This window comes from Pseudoalteromonas sp. HL-AS1, from assembly GCF_031198785.1.
GTDB lineage: Bacteria > Pseudomonadota > Gammaproteobacteria > Enterobacterales > Alteromonadaceae > Pseudoalteromonas > Pseudoalteromonas distincta.
Map to the genome: position 1 here is coordinate 1,037,284 of NZ_CP133569.1, position 19,463 is coordinate 1,056,746.

At 39.2% G+C, this 19,463-nt stretch carries 19 protein-coding genes; 8 read left to right on the plus strand and 11 right to left on the minus strand.

The features are described from left to right. Window positions 1-32: 32 nt before the first annotated feature. Entirely contained in the window at window positions 33-716 is a 684-nt protein-coding gene (locus tag RB214_RS04815; protein ID WP_007581292.1) for a type 1 glutamine amidotransferase domain-containing protein, read from the minus strand. Window positions 717-873: 157 nt separating this feature from the next. On the opposite strand from RB214_RS04815, the gene RB214_RS04820 reads away from it, so the two are divergent. Continuing rightward, window positions 874-1,797: a LysR family transcriptional regulator gene (locus tag RB214_RS04820; RefSeq protein WP_024597041.1), complete on the plus strand. Its 924-nt coding sequence runs from the start codon at window positions 874-876 to the stop codon at window positions 1,795-1,797. Window positions 1,798-1,817: 20 nt separating this feature from the next. Here the strand turns inward: RB214_RS04820 and RB214_RS04825 are convergent, their stop codons facing one another. From RB214_RS04825 to RB214_RS04845, 5 genes are all read right to left on the minus strand, one after another. Then, window positions 1,818-2,552, minus strand: a complete 735-nt coding sequence (locus RB214_RS04825) for a dienelactone hydrolase family protein (protein WP_309168506.1) — start codon at window positions 2,550-2,552, stop codon at window positions 1,818-1,820. 82 nt (window positions 2,553-2,634) lie between these two features. Then, the gene (locus RB214_RS04830) at window positions 2,635-3,960 is read right to left on the minus strand and encodes a glycerophosphodiester phosphodiesterase family protein (RefSeq protein WP_165744088.1); all 1,326 of its coding nucleotides are present in this window, start codon (window positions 3,958-3,960) and stop codon (window positions 2,635-2,637) included. Between the two features lie 68 nt (window positions 3,961-4,028). After that, a complete protein-coding gene (locus RB214_RS04835) occupies window positions 4,029-4,880 on the minus strand; it encodes a carboxylate/amino acid/amine transporter (RefSeq protein ID WP_309168507.1) in 852 nt (283 codons plus the stop codon). Between the two features lie 114 nt (window positions 4,881-4,994). Beyond that, window positions 4,995-7,130 carry a M3 family metallopeptidase gene (locus RB214_RS04840; protein WP_309168508.1) on the minus strand — a complete coding sequence of 712 codons (2,136 nt, stop codon included), beginning with the start codon at window positions 7,128-7,130 and terminating at the stop codon, window positions 4,995-4,997. A gap of 213 nt (window positions 7,131-7,343) precedes the next feature. Further along, the gene (locus tag RB214_RS04845) at window positions 7,344-7,550 is read right to left on the minus strand and encodes a hypothetical protein (RefSeq protein ID WP_002958182.1); all 207 of its coding nucleotides are present in this window, start codon (window positions 7,548-7,550) and stop codon (window positions 7,344-7,346) included. Window positions 7,551-7,746: 196 nt separating this feature from the next. Here RB214_RS04845 and RB214_RS04850 point away from each other — a divergent pair, with 196 nt between their 5' ends. The 6 genes from RB214_RS04850 to yegD all read left to right on the plus strand — a co-directional run bounded on the left by RB214_RS04850 (window position 7,747) and on the right by yegD (window position 14,751). Continuing rightward, complete coding sequence (locus RB214_RS04850) at window positions 7,747-8,607, plus strand: mechanosensitive ion channel domain-containing protein (RefSeq protein ID WP_309168509.1); 861 nt, start codon at window positions 7,747-7,749, stop codon at window positions 8,605-8,607. A 420-nt stretch (window positions 8,608-9,027) separates the two neighbouring features. Beyond that, the gene (locus tag RB214_RS04855) at window positions 9,028-11,310 is read left to right on the plus strand and encodes a TonB-dependent receptor domain-containing protein (protein WP_309168510.1); all 2,283 of its coding nucleotides are present in this window, start codon (window positions 9,028-9,030) and stop codon (window positions 11,308-11,310) included. Window positions 11,311-11,415: 105 nt separating this feature from the next. After that, window positions 11,416-11,715 (plus strand): hypothetical protein, encoded by a 300-nt coding sequence (locus tag RB214_RS04860; protein WP_309168511.1) that lies wholly within the window; start codon window positions 11,416-11,418, stop codon window positions 11,713-11,715. A 76-nt stretch (window positions 11,716-11,791) separates the two neighbouring features. Then, window positions 11,792-12,448, plus strand: a complete 657-nt coding sequence (locus tag RB214_RS04865; protein WP_309168512.1) for an HAD family phosphatase — start codon at window positions 11,792-11,794, stop codon at window positions 12,446-12,448. 33 nt (window positions 12,449-12,481) lie between these two features. Beyond that, a complete protein-coding gene (locus RB214_RS04870) occupies window positions 12,482-13,324 on the plus strand; it encodes a DNA ligase (RefSeq protein WP_182196073.1) in 843 nt (280 codons plus the stop codon). 62 nt (window positions 13,325-13,386) lie between these two features. Then, window positions 13,387-14,751, plus strand: coding sequence for a molecular chaperone (gene yegD / locus RB214_RS04875; protein ID WP_024595669.1), 1,365 nt, complete (start codon window positions 13,387-13,389; stop codon window positions 14,749-14,751). A gap of 19 nt (window positions 14,752-14,770) precedes the next feature. On the opposite strand, the gene RB214_RS04880 is transcribed toward yegD, so the two are convergent. The 3 genes from RB214_RS04880 to RB214_RS04890 all read right to left on the minus strand — a co-directional run bounded on the left by RB214_RS04880 (window position 14,771) and on the right by RB214_RS04890 (window position 17,142). Beyond that, on the minus strand, window positions 14,771-15,235 hold the full coding sequence (locus RB214_RS04880) for a methylglyoxal synthase (protein ID WP_182682239.1): 465 nt from the start codon (window positions 15,233-15,235) through the stop codon (window positions 14,771-14,773). Window positions 15,236-15,301: 66 nt separating this feature from the next. Beyond that, window positions 15,302-15,946 (minus strand): LysE family translocator, encoded by a 645-nt coding sequence (locus RB214_RS04885; protein ID WP_309168513.1) that lies wholly within the window; start codon window positions 15,944-15,946, stop codon window positions 15,302-15,304. After that, a complete protein-coding gene (locus RB214_RS04890) occupies window positions 15,943-17,142 on the minus strand; it encodes a multidrug effflux MFS transporter (RefSeq protein WP_024605847.1) in 1,200 nt (399 codons plus the stop codon). Before RB214_RS04890 ends, RB214_RS04885 begins: the two co-directional genes overlap by 4 nt. 183 nt (window positions 17,143-17,325) lie before the next feature. On the opposite strand from RB214_RS04890, the gene RB214_RS04895 reads away from it, so the two are divergent. Next, window positions 17,326-17,799, plus strand: coding sequence for a hotdog fold domain-containing protein (locus RB214_RS04895; RefSeq protein WP_309168514.1), 474 nt, complete (start codon window positions 17,326-17,328; stop codon window positions 17,797-17,799). Window positions 17,800-17,820: 21 nt separating this feature from the next. On the opposite strand, the gene RB214_RS04900 is transcribed toward RB214_RS04895, so the two are convergent. Together RB214_RS04900 and RB214_RS04905 are read right to left on the minus strand one after the other, a co-directional pair. Then, window positions 17,821-18,303, minus strand: coding sequence for a polymer-forming cytoskeletal protein (locus RB214_RS04900; protein WP_002958196.1), 483 nt, complete (start codon window positions 18,301-18,303; stop codon window positions 17,821-17,823). After that, window positions 18,293-19,456, minus strand: a complete 1,164-nt coding sequence (locus tag RB214_RS04905) for a peptidoglycan DD-metalloendopeptidase family protein (RefSeq protein ID WP_309168515.1) — start codon at window positions 19,454-19,456, stop codon at window positions 18,293-18,295. Before RB214_RS04905 ends, RB214_RS04900 begins: the two co-directional genes overlap by 11 nt. Between the last annotated feature and the right edge of the window lie 7 nt (window positions 19,457-19,463).

Sequence of the window (19,463 nt, forward strand, 5' to 3'; positions counted from 1 at the left end):
ATGCTGTGCTTAATTTTAATTATTACTCACTATTAACCTAATTTAGTTAATAGTTTTTTTGCAGCTAGTTCAGAGCTTGCTGGGTTTTGCCCGGTAATTACTAAACCGTCTTCTAGTGCTAATACACCCCAGTCGTCAGTTTTTTGATAATCGCCACCTTTTTTAATTAGCTCGTCTTCAACTAAAAATGGCACGATATCGGTAAGTTGGACTGCAGCTTCTTCAGAGTTAGTAAAACCAGTTACTTTTTTACCCGCTACTAGTGCATTGCCATCGGCATCTTTAACATTTAAAAATGCAGCACTTGCATGGCATACCGCAGCAACAGGTTTTTGTTCTTTTACAAAGCTTTCGATAAGTGAAATTGAATCTGTGTTGTCAACTAAGTCCCATAATGGACCGTGACCGCCTGGGTAAAATACAGCGTCAAAATCGCTAGATTTTACTTCACTTAACACTTTAGTGTTTGCCATTAATGTTTGCGCCGCGCTGTCTGCGTCGTAACGTTTTGTTGCATCTGTTTGAAAATCAGAAAGTGTACTTGTCGGATCAATGGGTGGTTGGCCGCCAGCTGGAGACGCTAATGTTACTTCAACGCCTGCATCAACAAATGCGTAATAAGGGGCTGCAAATTCTTCTACCCAAAAACCTGTTTTTTCGCCAGTGTTACCAAGTTCTGCGTGAGATGTAAGAACCATAAGTATTTTTTTAGACATTGAATATATTCCTTCTGATGATTTAAATTAGTTTATCTTGCTTACCAATTACTATATGCACTAACACTGCTTTAAACAACGATGATAAATTTAACTTTATTGATTTAATTATTGATACAATAAAAAGGTTGAATTTAAAACACACTATGGAGTATTTATGAAAGTGTCGTTTGAGCAGTTAAAGAGCATGGTTGTATTTGCACAAATTGTAGAGCAGGGCAGCTTAACCGCTGCTGCCAAACAGCTAGGGCTTACGCGAGCAGTTGCAAGTTACCATTTAAAAAAATTAGAAACGCAGCTTGAAGTTACTTTACTAAATCGCTCAACCCGTACCATGGCGCTCACTGAAGCGGGTATTGCTTATTATGAGCGTTGTAGAATAATTACCGAACAAGCTAATGCGGCTAATCAGCAAATAGAAAATATAAAGAGCGAGCCACAAGGTTTACTTAAAATTAGTTGCCCAGTAAATGTGGGAATGCAATTAATTGTGCCTGCAATAAATACGTTTAAGCGCCAATATCCTAAGATTCAAATAGACTTACAGCTTACTGACGATGTGGTTGATATTATTAAAAATGGGTTTGATTTTGCAATTAGAGGCGTGGCACTGAGTGACTCTAACTTGCAGGCAACCAAGCTGACTACAATGAGCACTTGTATTTGTGGCGCGCCGGAATACTTTGCACATTTTGGTAAACCTAAAACGCCTTTAGAGTTAGCAGAGCACCAATGGGTCGTTTATCAATTGGGCAGTAAAACATTAACACTTCAAAAAGATGGCAAAAAACACGATATTACAATGCAAGGCGCCTTAAGCACCAATAATGCCGCTGCTCGTACTGCTTTTGTTGAAGCAGGGCATGGTATTGGGCGTATTCCGCTTTACGATGCGTGGCCAAAAGTGCAAGCTGGACTGCTTGAAATAATATTAGATGATTATAAAAGCAAAGATATTGAGCTTTACGGGGTATTTCCGCCAGGAGCAGCGGGCTCTAAAAAGCTACGATTGTTTATTGATTACTTAAAAGCATATTTTGTAAAGCAGCATACCGCTTTAGGTATGCTGAAAAGTACTTAATGAGTAGTTTTTTAAAGCATTTATAAAGTTCGGCTAAATAATACCACCGCTTGTTGATACATATTTATCGCAAGGGCTGCATCGTGTCGCTCACCTTCATCACGCATAAAGGCATGCTGTGCGTTAACTTCCTGCCACTGGTAATTAATGCCCGTGCTTACACATTGTTGGTATATTTTAGCGCGGCCTTCTTTTGGCACATGCGGGTCTTGTTTACCCCATATAAAGTGAATTTCGCCTTGTATATCAGCCATACGCTCGAATGAGTTATTTCCAGGTTGCGCAGGTAACGTATTGCTGTGAATATCAGTTGCGTATAAACAAAAAGCCGCATTAATTTCAGGATTTAGTGCCGCTCTGTAAGCTAAGTGACCGCCAATACATACGCCCATTGCGCCGACGGTGCCTGTGCAATAGCTTTGTAATCTAATGAAGTCGATCATAGTTTGTGTGTCACTGTCGTGGTGCTCAAGTGGCTTTGCCCATTTGTCGGCATTGCCTTTGTCTTTACCTGTATCATCATAAGCAAGCACAGTGCCTATAGGGTTTAACTCATGAAACACTTCAGGCACTAACACTACAAAGCCATGGCTTGCTAAAATAGCTGCGCTGCGTGCGATGGGGGCAGTTTGCTGAAATATTTCAGAATAAAAAATGATAGCAGGGAACTGTCCTTGCGCTTGAGGGCGATATACAGTTGTTCGCATTAAACCTGTCGGTGTTGGCAAGTCAGCATTATGTTGTTGGATTATCATAAAAAGCGCTCAGTAAAATAAAATTATATATGCTGATATGGTAACTGAGCGCGATAAAATAAACGACTTTTGTAGTTTGTTTTTAAATACTTGCAGGCATTTTATTACAACTGGCGTAGTAACTTACCGTAGCCGGCCAATCTGAAAAAATACCCATTACCCCCACGTCCTTTGCGAGTACGTCGACTACTGTCATCATGTCGCCATCGTTATCTATAACATCAGCAATTGATTGATAGTAATAACCCCCACCTTCATTAAGCGGGCCCGAGCGCTCAAGGCTCCATGCAATAAGCTTTAAACCTGCTGCTTTTGCGTCAATAGCGTATTGCGATGGCACAATATTGCTTTCGTTATCTATTGTTAGCATCATCCAAATTGGAGGAGCTAAAATTTTCACCCCATCAGCAACAAGTTCATCCATACCCGGTTGCCATGTTTGTGGGTTACTTGGATCAAATCCGGCTTCACTGTCACGTCCATCTAGGTATACGCTTTTATCTGCAAAGTCAGGGTTATTGTTAATCCAGTATTTTACGTCTTCAAGGTTAAATGATTGCGGATAAACTTTTGAGGCTGGCACACCCATTTGCGTGTACTCGTCTAGCATTTTTTGCGCATATTGTTCTTGTGTCATTCCATCAAATGGCATACTTACTTGTGGCGATTTTAGCTCTGGTGTCATTTTTACACCTAGCTCATTAAACAGTGCAATGCTTTGTTTATGGGTCATCAATGTGCCGTTGGTGGCATATAAATCAGTGCGCCAACTTGGTGTGCCATCCATGTAATCGGCAACGGTCGTTGCATTAGTGTTTGCACCATCCATTTTACCTTCAAGGGTTAAAAACTCCGCTAAGCTTATATCGCTGGTACAACATTTTGCAGAAGCGGCAATACCATTAGCAGGGTCGGCTGGTGTAAATGGCACACTGCATTTAGCTGCAAGCTCAGGAATGGCTAAAATATTAGTTGTGGTATGTAAATCGCATTGAGAGTGGCGACAAACAAGCTCTTTGTCGTTTGTAAATGTAACATCGCATTCAACAATGCCAGCGCCCATTCTCGCTGCCGCAATGTAGGCTTCTTTAGTGTGTTCTGGGTATTGCATTGATGCACCGCGATGACCAATAGAAAAATCGGTGCGGTAAAAAGGACCTTCGCTGCATGACTCTAACTTTGTTTTTAGTGTGCTTTGCGCCATATCGTTAACTAAATAGTCAGGGCGAGTCCCTAGCTGAATATTTACTCCTTCAGCAACCTCTACAACAATAGGCGTAGGTACTTCAACAATTTCCACTTCGGTGTTGGTAACAACCACTTCTTTTTCTACTATTTCTACATCGTCATCGCAGCCAGCAAGTGTGGCTAACAATATACAGCTTGTCAGTAGGGTAATACGTTTCATTGTTTATCCTTAAAAGTAAAATTTGTACTACCTTAATGATTATTAGTGACAATTTTGCTACAAGCTTATTAATTTACTTTTTTATTAAGCATTTGATTGACCAATAATGCACCTAACATTATAGCTGCCCCAATACTTAACCTGACTATATCGGCATCTCGGTTCCAGATCAGCACGTTAATTATAATTCCAGCTGGGATAAGCAAGTTATTCATAACTGCCAAAGCACCTACGTTGACAAGGGTTGCGCCTTTGTTCCACATAAAGTAACCAAGTCCTGATGCAACCAACCCTAAATAAATTAGTATGCCCCACTGTGTGATAGTGGTTGGTAATTTGTTTGAGTTACCAAATAATGCATAGCAAATTGTGGCAATAATAAGTGCGCCTATAAAAAACCATCCAAATACGGCTTTGTCATCAAGCTGGTTATTATTCATTAAGCGTTTGTAGGTAACTTGGCCTACAGCAAAACTTATATTCGCCCCTTGAACGATTAATAAGCCGATTATGAAATCGCTATTTAGGTTTTCGTAACGAATGGTAATTGCACCAATTACAGCAATAAGTGCGACTATAAAAAAGCGTGGGTTAAAATGTTTGTTCAATGCATCATTTAGCAAGGTAATGTACAGAGGAGTCATTACAGTAAATAGCAGTACTTCGGGGACGCTTAGAAATAAAAAGGAGTGGTAGTAAAAGCTATACATAACACCAAGTTGTATAGCGCCAATCAGCATAAGCTTTAAGGCTAAAGGTTTAGGTGTTTGTTTAAACTTTAAAAAGGGTAAAAATACGAGGGTTGCTAGTGCTATGCGAATTAACACACTAAACCATGCATCAACCTGACCTGCTAAATACACGCCAATTAAACTAAATGAAAATGCCCAAAGTAAAGTTACTGCAAATAAGTACCGCATAGCCGTCGTCTTTTAATAAATATTGAGCTAAGTTTATCTGTTATATGTGAGGGTATAAACAATAAAAGCCCGCAAGCGGGCTTTTATAAAAGTGAGCTTAATAAATTAAGTTATTTACTCAACTAAACCACGGCGCTTAAGTAATGCGTCGGTAGTTGGTTTTTGACCTCTAAACTCAATGTAACTTTGCATTAAGTCGCGGCTGTTACCTTTAGATAGGATTTCTTTACGGAACTTATCACCATTTTTACGTGTTAAGCCGCCGTTGTTTTCCATGTGTGCAAAGGCATCGGCTGCAAATACTTCAGTCCAAAGGTATGCGTAGTAACCCGCAGAGTAACCACCGGCAAATGTATGGCTAAAGTAGTTTGATTTATAACGCGGTGGTACAGGGTAGTAATCAATACCGTGTGCTTTAAGCGCATCGCTTTCAAACTTTTGAACATCAGTAATTTTTTTATCTGAGCCAAACGAGTGCCATTCCATATCAAGTAAAGCAGCTGCTAAATATTCAGTGGTACCAAAACCTTGGTTGAATTTTTGCGATGCAAGTACTTTATCAAGTAAAGCTTGTGGAATTGGCTCACCTGTTTTGTAGTGTTTGGCGTAGTTAGCAAGTACCGTAGGTTCAATCATCCAATCTTCATTCGCTTGCGACGGAAACTCAACAAAGTCACGCGCTGTAGCAGTACCCGCTAAGCTTGGGTATTTAACGTCAGAGAATAAACCGTGCGCCGCATGACCAAACTCATGAAACATAGTTGACACTTCGTCGAAGGTCATTAACGTTGGCTCGCCTGCAGCAGGTTTTGGAATGTTCTGCGCATTGTAAATAACTGGTTTAGTGCCTTTTAAGCCGCTTTGACTTACGTAAGCGCTCATCCATGCACCGCCACGCTTACCTTCACGTGCGTATGGGTCTAAGTAAAATAAACCGATGGCGCTGCCGTCAGCGTTAAATACTTCGTAGGCTGTAACATCTTCATGATAAACCGGTAAATCTTTACGCTCTTTAAATGTAATACCGTAAAGCTTATTCATCGCAAAGAATAAACCATCGTGAATTACAGAATCCATTTCAAAGTAAGGCTTAACAAGGGCAGGATCTAAGTCGTACTTTTCAGCACGTACTTTTTCCGCGTAAAAAGCCCAATCCCATGGTTTAAGCTCAAAGCTTTCACCTGAATCGTTAATTACTTTTTGAATAGCAGCTGCTTCAATTTTAGCTTTTTCAACTGCTTTTGGTGCTAGGTCATCTAAAATACCGTACACGTTGTCAGTTGTTTGCGCCATACGCGACGTCATTACATACGATGCCCAATCTTTAAAGCCTAGTAGCTCTGCTTTTTGAGCGCGTAGGTTTGTTTCTTCAATAATAATTGGGCCGTTAGTTTTTGCTGCACGGTTAGCAGAGGCTTTAAAAATTTGCTCACGTAGGTCGCGGTTTTCAAGGCTTGATAAAATTGGCTGTTGGGTCGTATTTACTAGCGTGATCATGTAGCCGTCTTTACCTGCTTTTTTAGCAGCGGCCGCAAGACCTGCAATTTCACCTTCAGAAAGGCCAGCAAGTTTAGATTTATCGGTAACTACAATGACATCTTCTTTAAACGATTTTAAAATGTTTTGAGAAAACGCAGTAGAAAGCTCTGCAAGTTGTGAGTTGATTTCACGCATTTTTGCTTTTTCAGCGTCATTTAATTTAGCGCCTGCTTTTACAAATTGCTTATAGTAAAAATCTACAAGGCGTTGATCTTCAGCATTAAGCGAGTCTTTGTTGTCGTAAATAGTTTGTACGCGCTTGAATAATGCACCATTTAAGTAAATGTCATCAGAGTGAGCTGATAACACTGGCGCCATTTTTTTACTTATACGCTGGTATTCGTCATCAGAAATCAAACCTGAAAGGTTATAAAAAGCAGCTGATACACGGTTTAGTAGCTCGCCAGACATTTCCATTTCAACTAATGTATTTTTAAAAGTTGCAGGAGCTGGGTTGTTAGCAATAGCTTGTACTTGCGCAGTATGCTGAGCAATACCAGCATCAAAGCCGGCTTCGTAGTCTTTGGTACCGAACTTATCAAACTCAGGTGCCATGTATTGTAATGGGCTTGGCTTAAATAAAACATTGTTTGCGTTCATGTCTTGCACTTGTGCTGCGCCTTCTTTTGCCATGTTTTGTGTATCGTTAGATGAACAGGCAGATAGTATTAAAGTACTAGCAATAGTAGTGGCGATCAGGGTTTTACGCATAATAACTCCATAAAAAGATTAGCCGAAATAGGCTTTGCGAGTCGAAAAACCTAGTTAACTTATCAAATTTGTAGGTTTATACAATAAAGTTTATCGGTATTAAGGGGGATTTGAACGCAAATTAGCTAATAATTAGTACTAAGGTGGGTAAAAGTAGCTCTAAAATTAAACATTAAAGCTACTTAATTATACGATTGTGTGTTTGAGAAGGAGTTAGTTATAACCTAAAACAAATTTTTTCTCTGAGCCAAAGCTATTAGATTGCTGCCCAAACTCTTTATTAATAGTTGCTAGAGTTTGCTCTTGTTCGGCCAGCAAGCACAAAACTTTATTTCGGTAATCTAGGCTGCTTTCAAACAATTTTAAATCTACCTGCGGCTGCAAAGTAGCGAGTCTTTGATTTAGAGTAAGTTGTGTCATATGTGATCTCCAGTGCTTGTACACTATTTATATAGCACTCGGTGCAATAAAGAGTTAATAAATTGTTTATAAAATTCATATTGAACTTATTAACTTGGCGTTTTAGTTATATTATGACGTGCTAAGCTTAGCGAAAACTGAACCACACTTTTTTCTAGTGAACAAATAACAATCAAAAAAGATATTGGGAACACTTATGACTCTCGAACAAATTAATCAATACTTAGCCTTTGTAATATTCACTTATAACGATGTGAATATTACAGTTGCAAAGGTAATTCAAGTGCCACTTATATTGTTTGCTATTTGGTTTGTAGTCACACGTATTGGCAAGCTCATTAAAAAAACATTACTCGCTAAAAAAATAAGCCAAGATGCAGTGCATTTGTTTACTCGAATTTACTTTATTTTAAGTATCGCCATTTTAATTTTTACATCGCTTGAAGTGCTCAGCATCCCGCTTACTGCATTTGCTTTTGTATCTGGTGCAATAGCCATTGGTGTAGGTTTTGGTGCACAAAATATTATCAATAACTTTATTAGTGGCTGGATATTGATGTGGGAGCGCCCAATTCGCATTGGTGACTTTTTAGAGGTAGGTAACGCAAAGGGCGTAGTTGAGACTATTAATACGCGTTCTACACGTATTCGCCGAAATGACGGCGTACATATGCTTATACCTAATTCTCAATTGCTCGAAAATACAGTAACAAACTGGACACTGATAGATGGCAATGCACGTTCAGCGGTCAGTGTAGGTGTTGCGTATGGTTCAGATGTTATACTGGTTAAAAAGCTTATCCAGCAAGTGCTTGATGATCATGATGCAATATTGGTTAACCCAAAGTCATCAGTGTTATTTGATGACTTTGCAGATAGCTCTTTAGTATTTAATGCTATTTTTTGGGTATGCGCTGAGTCTGAAACTATGCTTAGAAAAGTGCGCAGTGATATTCGTTTTAGTATTTATGCTGTATTTGAAGAGCATGATGTAGTGATTGCGTTTCCACAGCGCGATATTCATATAGATGGTGAAATTGCTTTTAAGCGCTCATAGTTCAAATATAGTTAATATTTAAAGTCGCTCTTGGGCGGCTTTTAATAAAATCACAGGTGTTTCTATTTTAGGTTAACATGTAAAACAATCTCTTATTCCTACTTCATTTCACCAAACCAAATAAAGGACATATGTCCTTAGTGTTGTGATTTTGCATCTAAATAGTGATAAAAACACGTGATTTTGTAGTTAAATGTTGCAAAAAAGTTTCTAATTATGTCTATATTTATGCAGTAAAATTGTCACACAATGATATAATCTTAATCGTTCGTTCAGCCTTATAACATCGTTTTTGTACTCTCGGTAATAAGGTCCGCGCGCATGACGCAAGTCGCGAAAAATTGAACGAGCCCGCAGTGAATACATTGCGCAACACAAAAAACCGTTGAACAAGAGTGCACAAAAAAGGTTAAACCCAACATGAAAGCAATGAAAAGATCTACGTTAGCTACCCTAATCAATGCAACGTTGTTCTCTGCAGTAGCAGGTACTTCATTTTCTTCTTTAGCTGCTGAAGAAGAAACAGCTAAAAAAAGTAATCAACTAGAAGTTATTCAAGTAACAGCTCGTAAACGTGTAGAAAACGCTCAAGAAGTACCAGTAGCAGTATCTGCTCTACAAGGTGATAACCTTGATGCGTATAGCTCAGCTGGTATGGATATTCGTTTTTTAAATGCGAAAATTCCAAGTTTATCTATTGAATCTTCATTTGGTCGTTCATTTCCACGCTTTTACGTTCGTGGTTTAGGTAATACCGATTTCGATTTGAATGCATCACAACCAGTATCACTTGTTGTTGATGAAGTAGTTCAAGAAAATGCAATTTTAAAAGGCTTCCCAGTATTTGATGTTGAACGCGTAGAAGTATTACGTGGACCACAGGGAACTTTATTTGGGCGTAATACGCCAGCTGGTCTTGTTAAGTTTGATACTGTTAAACCAAGCCAAGAATTTGATGGCTATGGCTCTGTTTCATATGGTAGCCGTGGCGCTGTAGACACAAGTGGTGCTGTAGGTGGTTCTTTAACTGACCGCTTATCTGCTCGTGTTTCATTATTATGGCAAGATAAAGACGATTACATTGATAATCAAGCTCCAGGCTTTGAAGCTAAAGACGAGCAAGGTGGTTACACTGAAAAAGCGGCACGCGTTCAGTTTTTATATGAAGGCGATGATTTTACTGCTTTATTAAATTACCACACACGTGATTTAGATGGCTCGCCAATTGCCTTTCGTGCAAATGTAATTAAACCTGGCACAAATGAGCTTGTAGATAACTTTGAAAATGATGTTGTTTATCAAGATGCAGCATCTCGTTCTACTCAACAAGTAGAATCGGAAGGTGCAAGCTTAAAGCTTGATTGGGAACTTAAAAACCACACAATCACGTCTATCTCCGCATGGGAAAGCGCTGAAATATATTCTCGTGCCGATATCGATGGTGGCTACGGCGGCTTCTCAATAGATGGAGTTCCAGTTGCTATGGGACCAGGTTCTATTCCATTTTCTAATGAAAGTGCTGATGGCATTCCAGAGCACGATCAGTTAACGCAAGAGCTACGTTTATCAAGTAACTTTGATGGTGATTTAAATTATCAAGTAGGTGTATTTTACTTTGATGAAGAGCTAACAATTGAAAACTTTAGTTATGACACTTCAAATAATGGTGTTTTAAATGGTTATGTTCGTCAGCAACAAGACACAACTGCTTGGGCTGTATTTGGCTCAGTAGATTATACCTTTAAAGATGATTTAAAAGTAACTGCAGGACTTCGTTATTCAGATGATGAAAAAGATTTCTCAGCAAACCGTACACTCAGCCCACTCAGTGCATTTGGCTTTGGTCCAAAACTTATTTCTGAAAACGTAAGTGATAGCCATGTAAGTTGGGATTTATCTGCAAACTACAAAGTAAACGATGATGTTAACTGGTATGGACGTGTAGCAAACACATTCCGTGCACCAAGTTTACAAGGGCGTATTTTGTTTAATGAAGAGGTAACAACAGCTGATTCTGAAACGGTTACATCGTACGAAACAGGTATTAAATCAGACGTGTTAGACGGACAAGGTCGCGTTAATGCAACTGTGTTCTACTACACAATGAGCGATCAGCAATTGACTGCTGTAGGTGGTGATACCAACTCTAGTAGCTTAATCAATGCAGACAAAACAACGGGCTACGGCTTCGAGCTAGACACACAGTGGGTACTAAGTGATGAGTTTAATGCAACATTTAACTTAAGCTACAATAAAACCGAAATAAAAGATGACAGTATTTCAATACCAGTACCTGACCGTGACACATTAAACGTGACTGATCCAATTAATAATTCAGGCTTTGCAGTACTTGATGGTAATAGCTTACCGCATGCGCCTGAGTGGATCTCTAACTTTACGCTTCGCTACACTAAAGAACTTGCCGATGGTAACTTCTTCGCAAGCGGTGATATTTCTTATCGCAGTAAAATCAATATGTTCCTTTACGAATCAGTAGAGTTTGAAGGTAAAGAGCTTATTGAAACAGGTCTTCGTACAGGTTACACATGGTCTGAAGGCGATTACGAATACGAAGTTGCTGCGTTTGTTCGTAATTTATTTGACGAGCAACAAGTTATTGGCGCTGTAGACTTTAATAACAATACAGGTATTGTTAACGAAGAGCGTTATGTTGGTGCTGAATTTAAAGTTAACTTCTTCTAGAGATAACCTTAAATTATATTAATTTTTAAAAGCCTGCCTTGTGCAGGCTTTTATGTTTTTATAAAGCTGGTAAAGTAGCGTTAATTAATTTAAAGAGATAAAAAGATGGCTGGATTTTGGAATTACCGTGTAATTTTTTGTGAAGCAACGAAAGACGAAGCAGCGCAATATCAAATACATGAAGTAGAATATAACCTAAATGGTAAAGTAACTAACTGGTCAGAAACTGGCGCAGCCCCTTTTGGAACAACCTTAGATGAGTTGAAAGATGACTCCGAGCGTTTAAAAACTGCATTTGATAAACCAGTACTTAAAGTTGTACGTAAAACGCGTGGCTACCAGCTTGTTGATGTTGAAACGGGTGAGGAAGCAACGGGTGAGCCGCCAGCAGGCTTAACGCAATAACTGTATTTATATAAAAGGTGTTTAAGGCGCCTTTTTTTATTGTCAAAATTTAGCTCAAGTTAAATAAGGAATGAGGATGACTTTAAAAGCAATATTATTTGATATGGATGGCACATTAGTTGATTCAGAAAGCATGCACTTTGTATGCTGGAGTAAATTACTTAAACCCTACGGTGTTAGTTATTTAGAAAATGATTTTTGTCAGCGTTTTTCGGGACGGCCCACTTTAGAAGCCGCAATCGAAATTAAGCAAGAGCATAACTTATCGGTAAGTGCACAATTTTTAGCAGATGAAAAATACCGTTTATTTGGTGAATATGTAGTAACACATTTACCGCCACTGATGCCATTTACAGAGCAAACGTTGAAAGCTGTAAAAGAGAGTGGCTTAAAAATGGCGCTAGTAACAGGCAGTGCTAAAAGTGAAGCTATGCCAATACTTAAAGGTTTAGGGTTTTATGAGCTGTTTGATACGGTGGTTACAAAAGATGACGTAAGTAATCCTAAACCTGCTGGGGACCCATATTTATTGGCACTTGAGCAGATAAATATACAGGCAAGCAATGCAATTGCTGTTGAGGATACATTTACCGGCGTTACGGCGGCCAACAATGCTTTGTTACGTGTTGTAGCCATTGCCAATAGTCATACTAAAGATCACGACTTTAGCCAAGCTACCTATCAAATGAGCAACTTAGATGAGTTTTGGCAATGGGCGCAATCTCAACTATAGTTTAAGCCAACTTTTACGTGCTTGGATGCGCCAATGCTTACTATTAAACACCTGCTTTTAATTGTTATTGTACTTTTTACGCAATGCATAAGTGCAGCACAACCGTCTGTTTTACTGGCTAAAGTATATGACGAAACGAAGCATTATGATGTAAGTAAATATTTAGTCAGTGAAAAATATGATGGCGTAAGAGCTATCTGGACCGGCACGGAGTTTGTCACTCGTAAGGGTAATATTATCAATGCGCCAAGTTGGTTTACAGCGCCATTGCCAAATGTATGGCTTGATGGTGAGCTGTGGACTAAACGTGAGCACTTTTCTGCGCTTAGCGGCATAGTCAGAACTAAAAAACCTAATAATCATGATTGGCAAACTATTACTTATAAAGTATTTGATATGCCAGATAAAAATCTGCCTTTTAGCACTCGCTATAAAAACTATAATGAGCTTATCACTAGCCTAAACTCGCCGCACATTAGTGCTGTAGTTCAATATAGCTTTACAAATAATGAGCAGCTTACAGAGTATTTTGAGAACATAACTAAGCAGGGTGGCGAGGGCGTAATGCTTCATTTGGCCAGCGCGAAGCACAGCAATGGAAGAAGTAATGCATTACTAAAATTAAAACCTTATTTAGATGCAGAAGCGGTTGTAATTGCACACTTACCAGGCAAAGGTAAATATCAAGGTATGTTAGGGGCATTAAGGGTAAAAACAGCGCAGGGGCAGGTATTTTCTATTGGTACTGGGTTTAATGATGCACAGCGCTCCATCCCACCGGAGATTGGTAGTACTGTAACGTACCGATTTCATGGCTTAACAAAAAATGGGTTACCGCGTTTTGCCAGTTTTTTACGGGTCAGAGATAGTTTATAACATTTATAAATTTTACAAAGTGTGCTAAATTGCGCGGCCTTTTTGGTAATGTGTGGTGAAGTATGTTTGTAGGTTTTGATTACGGTAGTTCTAATTGTGCTATGGGTGTAATGAGCGAGGGTAATGTTCAATTAGTACCGCTAGAGCAAGGAAAACATTACTTACCGTCTACACTTTACACTCATCACAGCGCGTTGGTTGTTGATTTTGTTGCTAAGCATTTACATGGCACAGCCCATGAGCATGACTTTTTAACGCAGCGCCAAGCATTATTAAATACCTTACCTCGTATTAAGTCAGACCTTGATTTACAACCTTCAGATGAAACCCTATTTATTGGTCGTGAAGCGATTAGCGAGTACGTGCAGTTTCCTGAAGAAGGCTATTTTGTTAAGTCTCCTAAATCATTTTTTGGTGCAACAGGTTTAAAGCAAGGTCAAATTAACTTTTTTGAAGATATCGCAACCGCGATGATCTTAAAAATTAAGCAACGCGCTGAGCTCTCTTTAGGTAAAACACTTACACAAACAGTAATTGGTCGCCCAGTAAACTTTCAAGCTGTGGGTGGTGAGCAATCAAATCAACAAGCGGTCGGTATTTTAGAGCGTGCTGCTAAACGTGCTGGTTTTAAAGACGTAGAGTTTTTATATGAGCCACTTGCTGCGGGTATCGACTACGAGAGTGATTTAACTCAGGATCAAAAAGTACTCGTTATTGATATTGGTGGTGGTACAAGTGACTGCTCATTTGTACAAATGGGCCCAAGCTTTAGAGGAAATAGTCAGCGCGATAGCGATTTTTTATCTCACAGTGGTAAACGTGTTGGCGGAAACGATTTAGATATTGCTTTGAGCTTTCATGGTTTAATGCCGTTATTGGGTTTAGGCAGTACGTTTAAATCAGGTCTACCTTTGCCTAATCAAGCGTTTTGGCAAGCGTGTAAAATTAACGATGTAAACTTACAAAGCCAATTTTATAGTGAAAGCCATACCCGAGAGCTAAACGCACAATTACGTGATGTAAGTGCACCTGAGCTTTATAAGCGCTTAATACATTTACAGCAAAACAAGCAAGGCCATCAGTTAGTGCAACAAGGTGAAGCGGCTAAAATAGCACTTTCGTCTGCTAGTGTGTTTGATTGTGATTTAAGCTTTTTAGATAGTGGGCTGAATAAAAATGTATCTGTAAGAGATTTAGCTGTTGCCGTTGAGAGTAGTATTAGCCAAATAGTTACTTTAGCAAAACAAGCAATCAGCGACGCTGCGACCACGCCAGACATTATTTACTTAACAGGCGGTAGTGCACAGTCACCATTGATTAAAGCGGCTTTAAGTGAGCACTTAGGCGATATAAAGATGGTTAACGGGGATCACTTTGGTAGTGTAACCGCTGGCCTGACTAAATGGGCCAGCATGCTTTATAAATAACCTAGATTACAATTGAGGTTTAAAGATCTATTTGTCGGGTTGCGAGGTATTTTTCGTAATCTGGCAATGTACGTTCAAGCTCTACGTCCATAAGCGGTGAGCTTAATAACATATCTGCACTCACTTCATTACACGCCACCGGAATATTCCAAACAGCGGCTAAACGCAGCAGCGCTTTAACATCAGGGTCATGAGGCTGTGATGCTAATGGATCCCAAAAAAATATTAAAACATGTATCTCATGTTCTGCTATTTTAGCGCCAAGTTGTTGATCGCCGCCCATAGGACCACTTAAAAGCTGAACTACATCAAGCCCCGTGGTTTTTTGAATTAAATGCCCCGTAGTACCTGTGCCATATAAAGTGTGCTTACTTAGTATTTGTTTGTGCTTTTCACACCATAATTTTAGTGCTGCTTTTTTACCATCGTGTGCCACTAAAGCAATATTTTTTTGTGCGGGAAGAGATTGTGTTTTTTGTTCCATGCTAATTCTTTTTATTGGTGAACCTAAACTCGGAAGAATAAATCTCTTAACCAAAGTGCAGGTTAGTTAAAATAATAGATTGATAGCAAGGGCAATAAATACAATGCCAGTGATCCTATCAATCCAAAGTTGGCTATTTGGGTTACGTCTAAAAAACTGTGCAATTTTGTCGCCAAAATAAATATACGTGCAGTCAATCGGAAAAGCAAAAAGAGGGTAAAGTAAGCCAAAAAAAGCGAGCTGAAAAGTAGCCGATGAAAGCGTTGGATCTACAAATTGCGGAATAAATGCAATAAAGAATAATGCTACTTTAGGGTTTAGTACTTCAGTCATCATGGCCTGAAACATGACATTACTTTTTTTACTGGTACTTATATGCGGTTTATCGGTTTGCTTGTCACCAGGTGTCGGCTCTGGCTGCTTTAGCGTGCCTTTAATCATCATAAACCCTAAATAGCATAAGTATGCTGCGCCTGCGTATTGCACTGCTGCATAGGCACTAGGGGAAGCTTTCAGTACTGCGCTTAGGCCTACAACAGCAAATAGCGTATGAACAACCCCACCTAATGCAAAACCAAAAGCACTTTGCATCCCAGCGCTTCGACCATTAGCAAATGTTTGCGCCATCAAAAATGCATTTGATGGCCCAGGCGCTACTGCCATTAAAAAGCTGGCTAATAAAAATGAGACTAGAAAGTCAGGATTGATCATTGAGTACTTTTAGCGGGGTGTAAAGTATGTGCTTTTTTGCTCATTAAAATAAGCCAAAGCGGAACTAGTAATAATAAATGAAAAGCAATCAACCACGGTGTGCTTAGCCCTAAATATTGGGTTAAAACAACAAGTATACTTGCGCCACTCATTTGCATTGCACCGAGTAATGCAGAGGCTGTGCCTGCTTGTTTAGGAAAGCTAGACAGAGACATTCCTGCTGCAGAGCCTAAACTTAAAGCAAACCCTAATGCAGCAATTAAGATAGGTAGCATAAGCGCAAATGCTGTTTCTATACCGCTAAGGGCTAACATTAAAATGCCTGAGGAAACCAGTACACTCACACCGACACGCAAAGCACGTTGGCTATTTCGTTTAATGTAGGTTGGTAAAATAAAACTTGCGACAATACTTATTACGGCATTTAACGTAAACCAAAAAGTAAAGTCGGCTACGGTGCCGCCTAAATGTGTAATAAGCCAGCCTGGTGCGAGCGTTACATACACTAATATGGCCGACATTGAGACCATACAAATTAGGCTATTAAACAAAAATACCGGTGTTTTAATAATCGGTGTAAAGCGACGTAAATCTAAAATATGCCCCTGATAATGACTATCAGCAGGACGAGTTTCTCTAAAAAAGAATAGGGTAACAATAAGGCCCAAAATAGCAAACGCGGTTAAAAACATAAAGTTCATACGCCAGCCAAACTGTACGGTAAGCCAAGCCCCTAAAATAGGTGCCATTGCCGGAATAAAGCACACAATCCCGTTAAGGTAGGTAATCATTTGTCCGCTTCGTTCACTACCATATTTATCACGCACTATCGCAAATGCGACAACAAATGTGGCACACGCTCCAAACCCCTGAAAAGCACGTGCTATTAGTAATATCTCAAAAGAAGGCGAGTAGTATGCGAGTAATGCAGAGCTTGCATACAAACTAATGCCCACTACTGCCACTGGTTTTCGGCCAAATCTATCAGCCAAAGGGCCCGCAATTAATTGGCCTAAACCCACTGTAAGCATAAAAATAGCAACGGTTTGCTGTACTTGTTGTTCAGTAACTGCAAATTGTTCTGCAATAGTAGGGAAAGCAGGTAGGTAAATATCGATTGCCATAGGGCAAAATATAACGAGTAACGCTAAGATAAGTAACAAAGTCATATTAGGTTTAGCGGGCTGTGTTTGCATTGAGTCTCCTTTTGTCGAGTATTTTAGGTGGGCACTCATAAAAAAGAAAGGGCTTATGACCCCTGCATAGGTCGTCATTCTTACTTTTTGATTGGATTAAGCGAAAAAGCCAGCATAAATGCACTTTTTAAAACTGGTCTGATGTGTTAATTTTAAAAAAGTAACTGTTGATGGAAAATAATAATGAGTAATAAATCTGCACTTGTACAAACATGGCATAAATTTAAGCGCCTACCTTTTGGGAATTGGCTTTTTACTAAAGCTGTTTGCTTTAAAGCGCCATATTTTGGTTCGATGAAACCTTACGTACTCGATTTGAGAGTGGGCCATTGTAGTGCGGTGGTTAAAAACCGCCGAAGCGTTCATAATCATATTGGAACTATTCATGCTATTGCGCAGTGTAACTTAGCTGAATTGTGTGCAGGTGTAATGGTTGATGCAACAGTGCCAGTTAAAACGCATCGTTGGATCCCAAAAGGGATGACAGTCAGGTATTTGGCTAAAGTAGATACAGATGTACGAGCAGTCGCTGAAATTGATTTACCACATAAGTGGATTGATAAAGAAGACTTAGTAGTACCGGTTAAACTGTATAATACCCGCAATGAGCTTGTTTTCACTGCAGATATTACTATGTACATTACTGAGAAAAATTAATTTACGTAAAGCTAATTTGACTTAGCTTTTATCAGCGGCTTGTTTATTTACAAATGATAAGTCGCTGCCATCTTCTTTCAATAATGCTTTAACTTCTTTTGCGGGTTTTAGTTCTTTCGAAATTAGTTCCGGCTCTTCTTTTTCAAAGCGTTGCTTTAAACTGCCTTCAATTACTGCGCCTGCATCAATACTCAATGTATCGTGAAATACATCGCCATGAACATGAGCGCCACTTTGTACTTTTACTTCACTGGCATTAATTGATCCAATAACTTTACCTTTAACAATAACGCTTTTAGCTTCAACAATACCTTCAACAACTCCCGCTGAGCCAATAACTAAATGCTCCACTTTTATGTCACCATCAATACGGCCATCAAGCTGTACTTCACCTTGGCTAACTAAAGTGCCTGTAAGGCGTACGTCTTCAGAAATAATAGACGGTGTGTGATTCACTCTTTTTAAATTAGAGCTAACTGTTTTTTGTTTTTTTCTACCAAACACGAGAAAGCGCCTTTGTTATTTTTAGAGGATTGACTTGTTTACTATTAAGTAATACTTCGTAGTGTAAATGCGTGCCTGTGCTTCGGCCGGTGCTGCCCATTAGGCCGATCACATCATGTTTAGTGATTGATTGACCTTTCTTTACTTTAATTTTATTTAAGTGTCCAAATCGAGTCACTAAGCCATTTTTATGTTCAAGCTCGATAAAGTTACCATAACCACCATTACGACCGGCACGAAGAACTACAGCGTCTGCTGGAGCGAATATTTCGGTTTTATGCCAACCGGCTAAATCAATTCCTTTATGAAAGGCATGATTACTATTCATGGGATCTTTTCTAAGGCCGAAATTACTCGAAATATAGTATTTAGCTTTAGCTAAAGGCAGGGTGTTTGGTAGCTCAGTTAAAAAGTTTTCTAAATTATTTAATATTAATAACTTATCAATGATGGCTAAAAAGTGGCTCGGAATTTTTGTTTCGTTAAATATATCAAGGGGCCCACCTTGTGCGGTTGTTTGGGCGCTTAATATTAGGTGTTGCTCAAGCGCAGACTCAATTCCTGCGCCTTTAACCATAGCTAAAATGGCTTGGTGACGTTCACTAATTTGGTTATCTAAATAGGTAAAGCTTTGCTCATACTGATTATTTAAGTTGGCCACTCTTGTTGCGAATGTGATTGGAGCGATTAACTGTGCTTGTTTACCTTTTTGATTTTCATCGACTAATGGCTCATGAAATTCATTGCCATTTTCATTAATTGGTACATCAAGTTCTGTATCAAGCTTAATAACATCTTTGCTAATTGAAGCAGGAAGGGATTCTATCATGCTTTGCAGTAGCGCCTGCTTTTGTTCAAGTATTGCAAGTTGCTCTAGCTGCGTTGCTTGAAGGGCTTGTTGCTCACTGACTTTTTGTTGCCACAGCGTTTGCTCGGTTATTTGATTTTGTTTTATGTCAGAGATTTTATTTGTTTGTGTATAAACACGAAAGCTCGAAATACTCAGCCAAGTAAAAGTGACTAAAATAAGCAACGCTACAAGAAGTTGAAACCAAGAGGCTAAAACAACATGCTTAACTTCGCCATTTTGACGAATAAGTAGCTGACGAGCAGGGAAAAATTTATGATAAAAAGACTTTATAAATACTGACATGGCATAT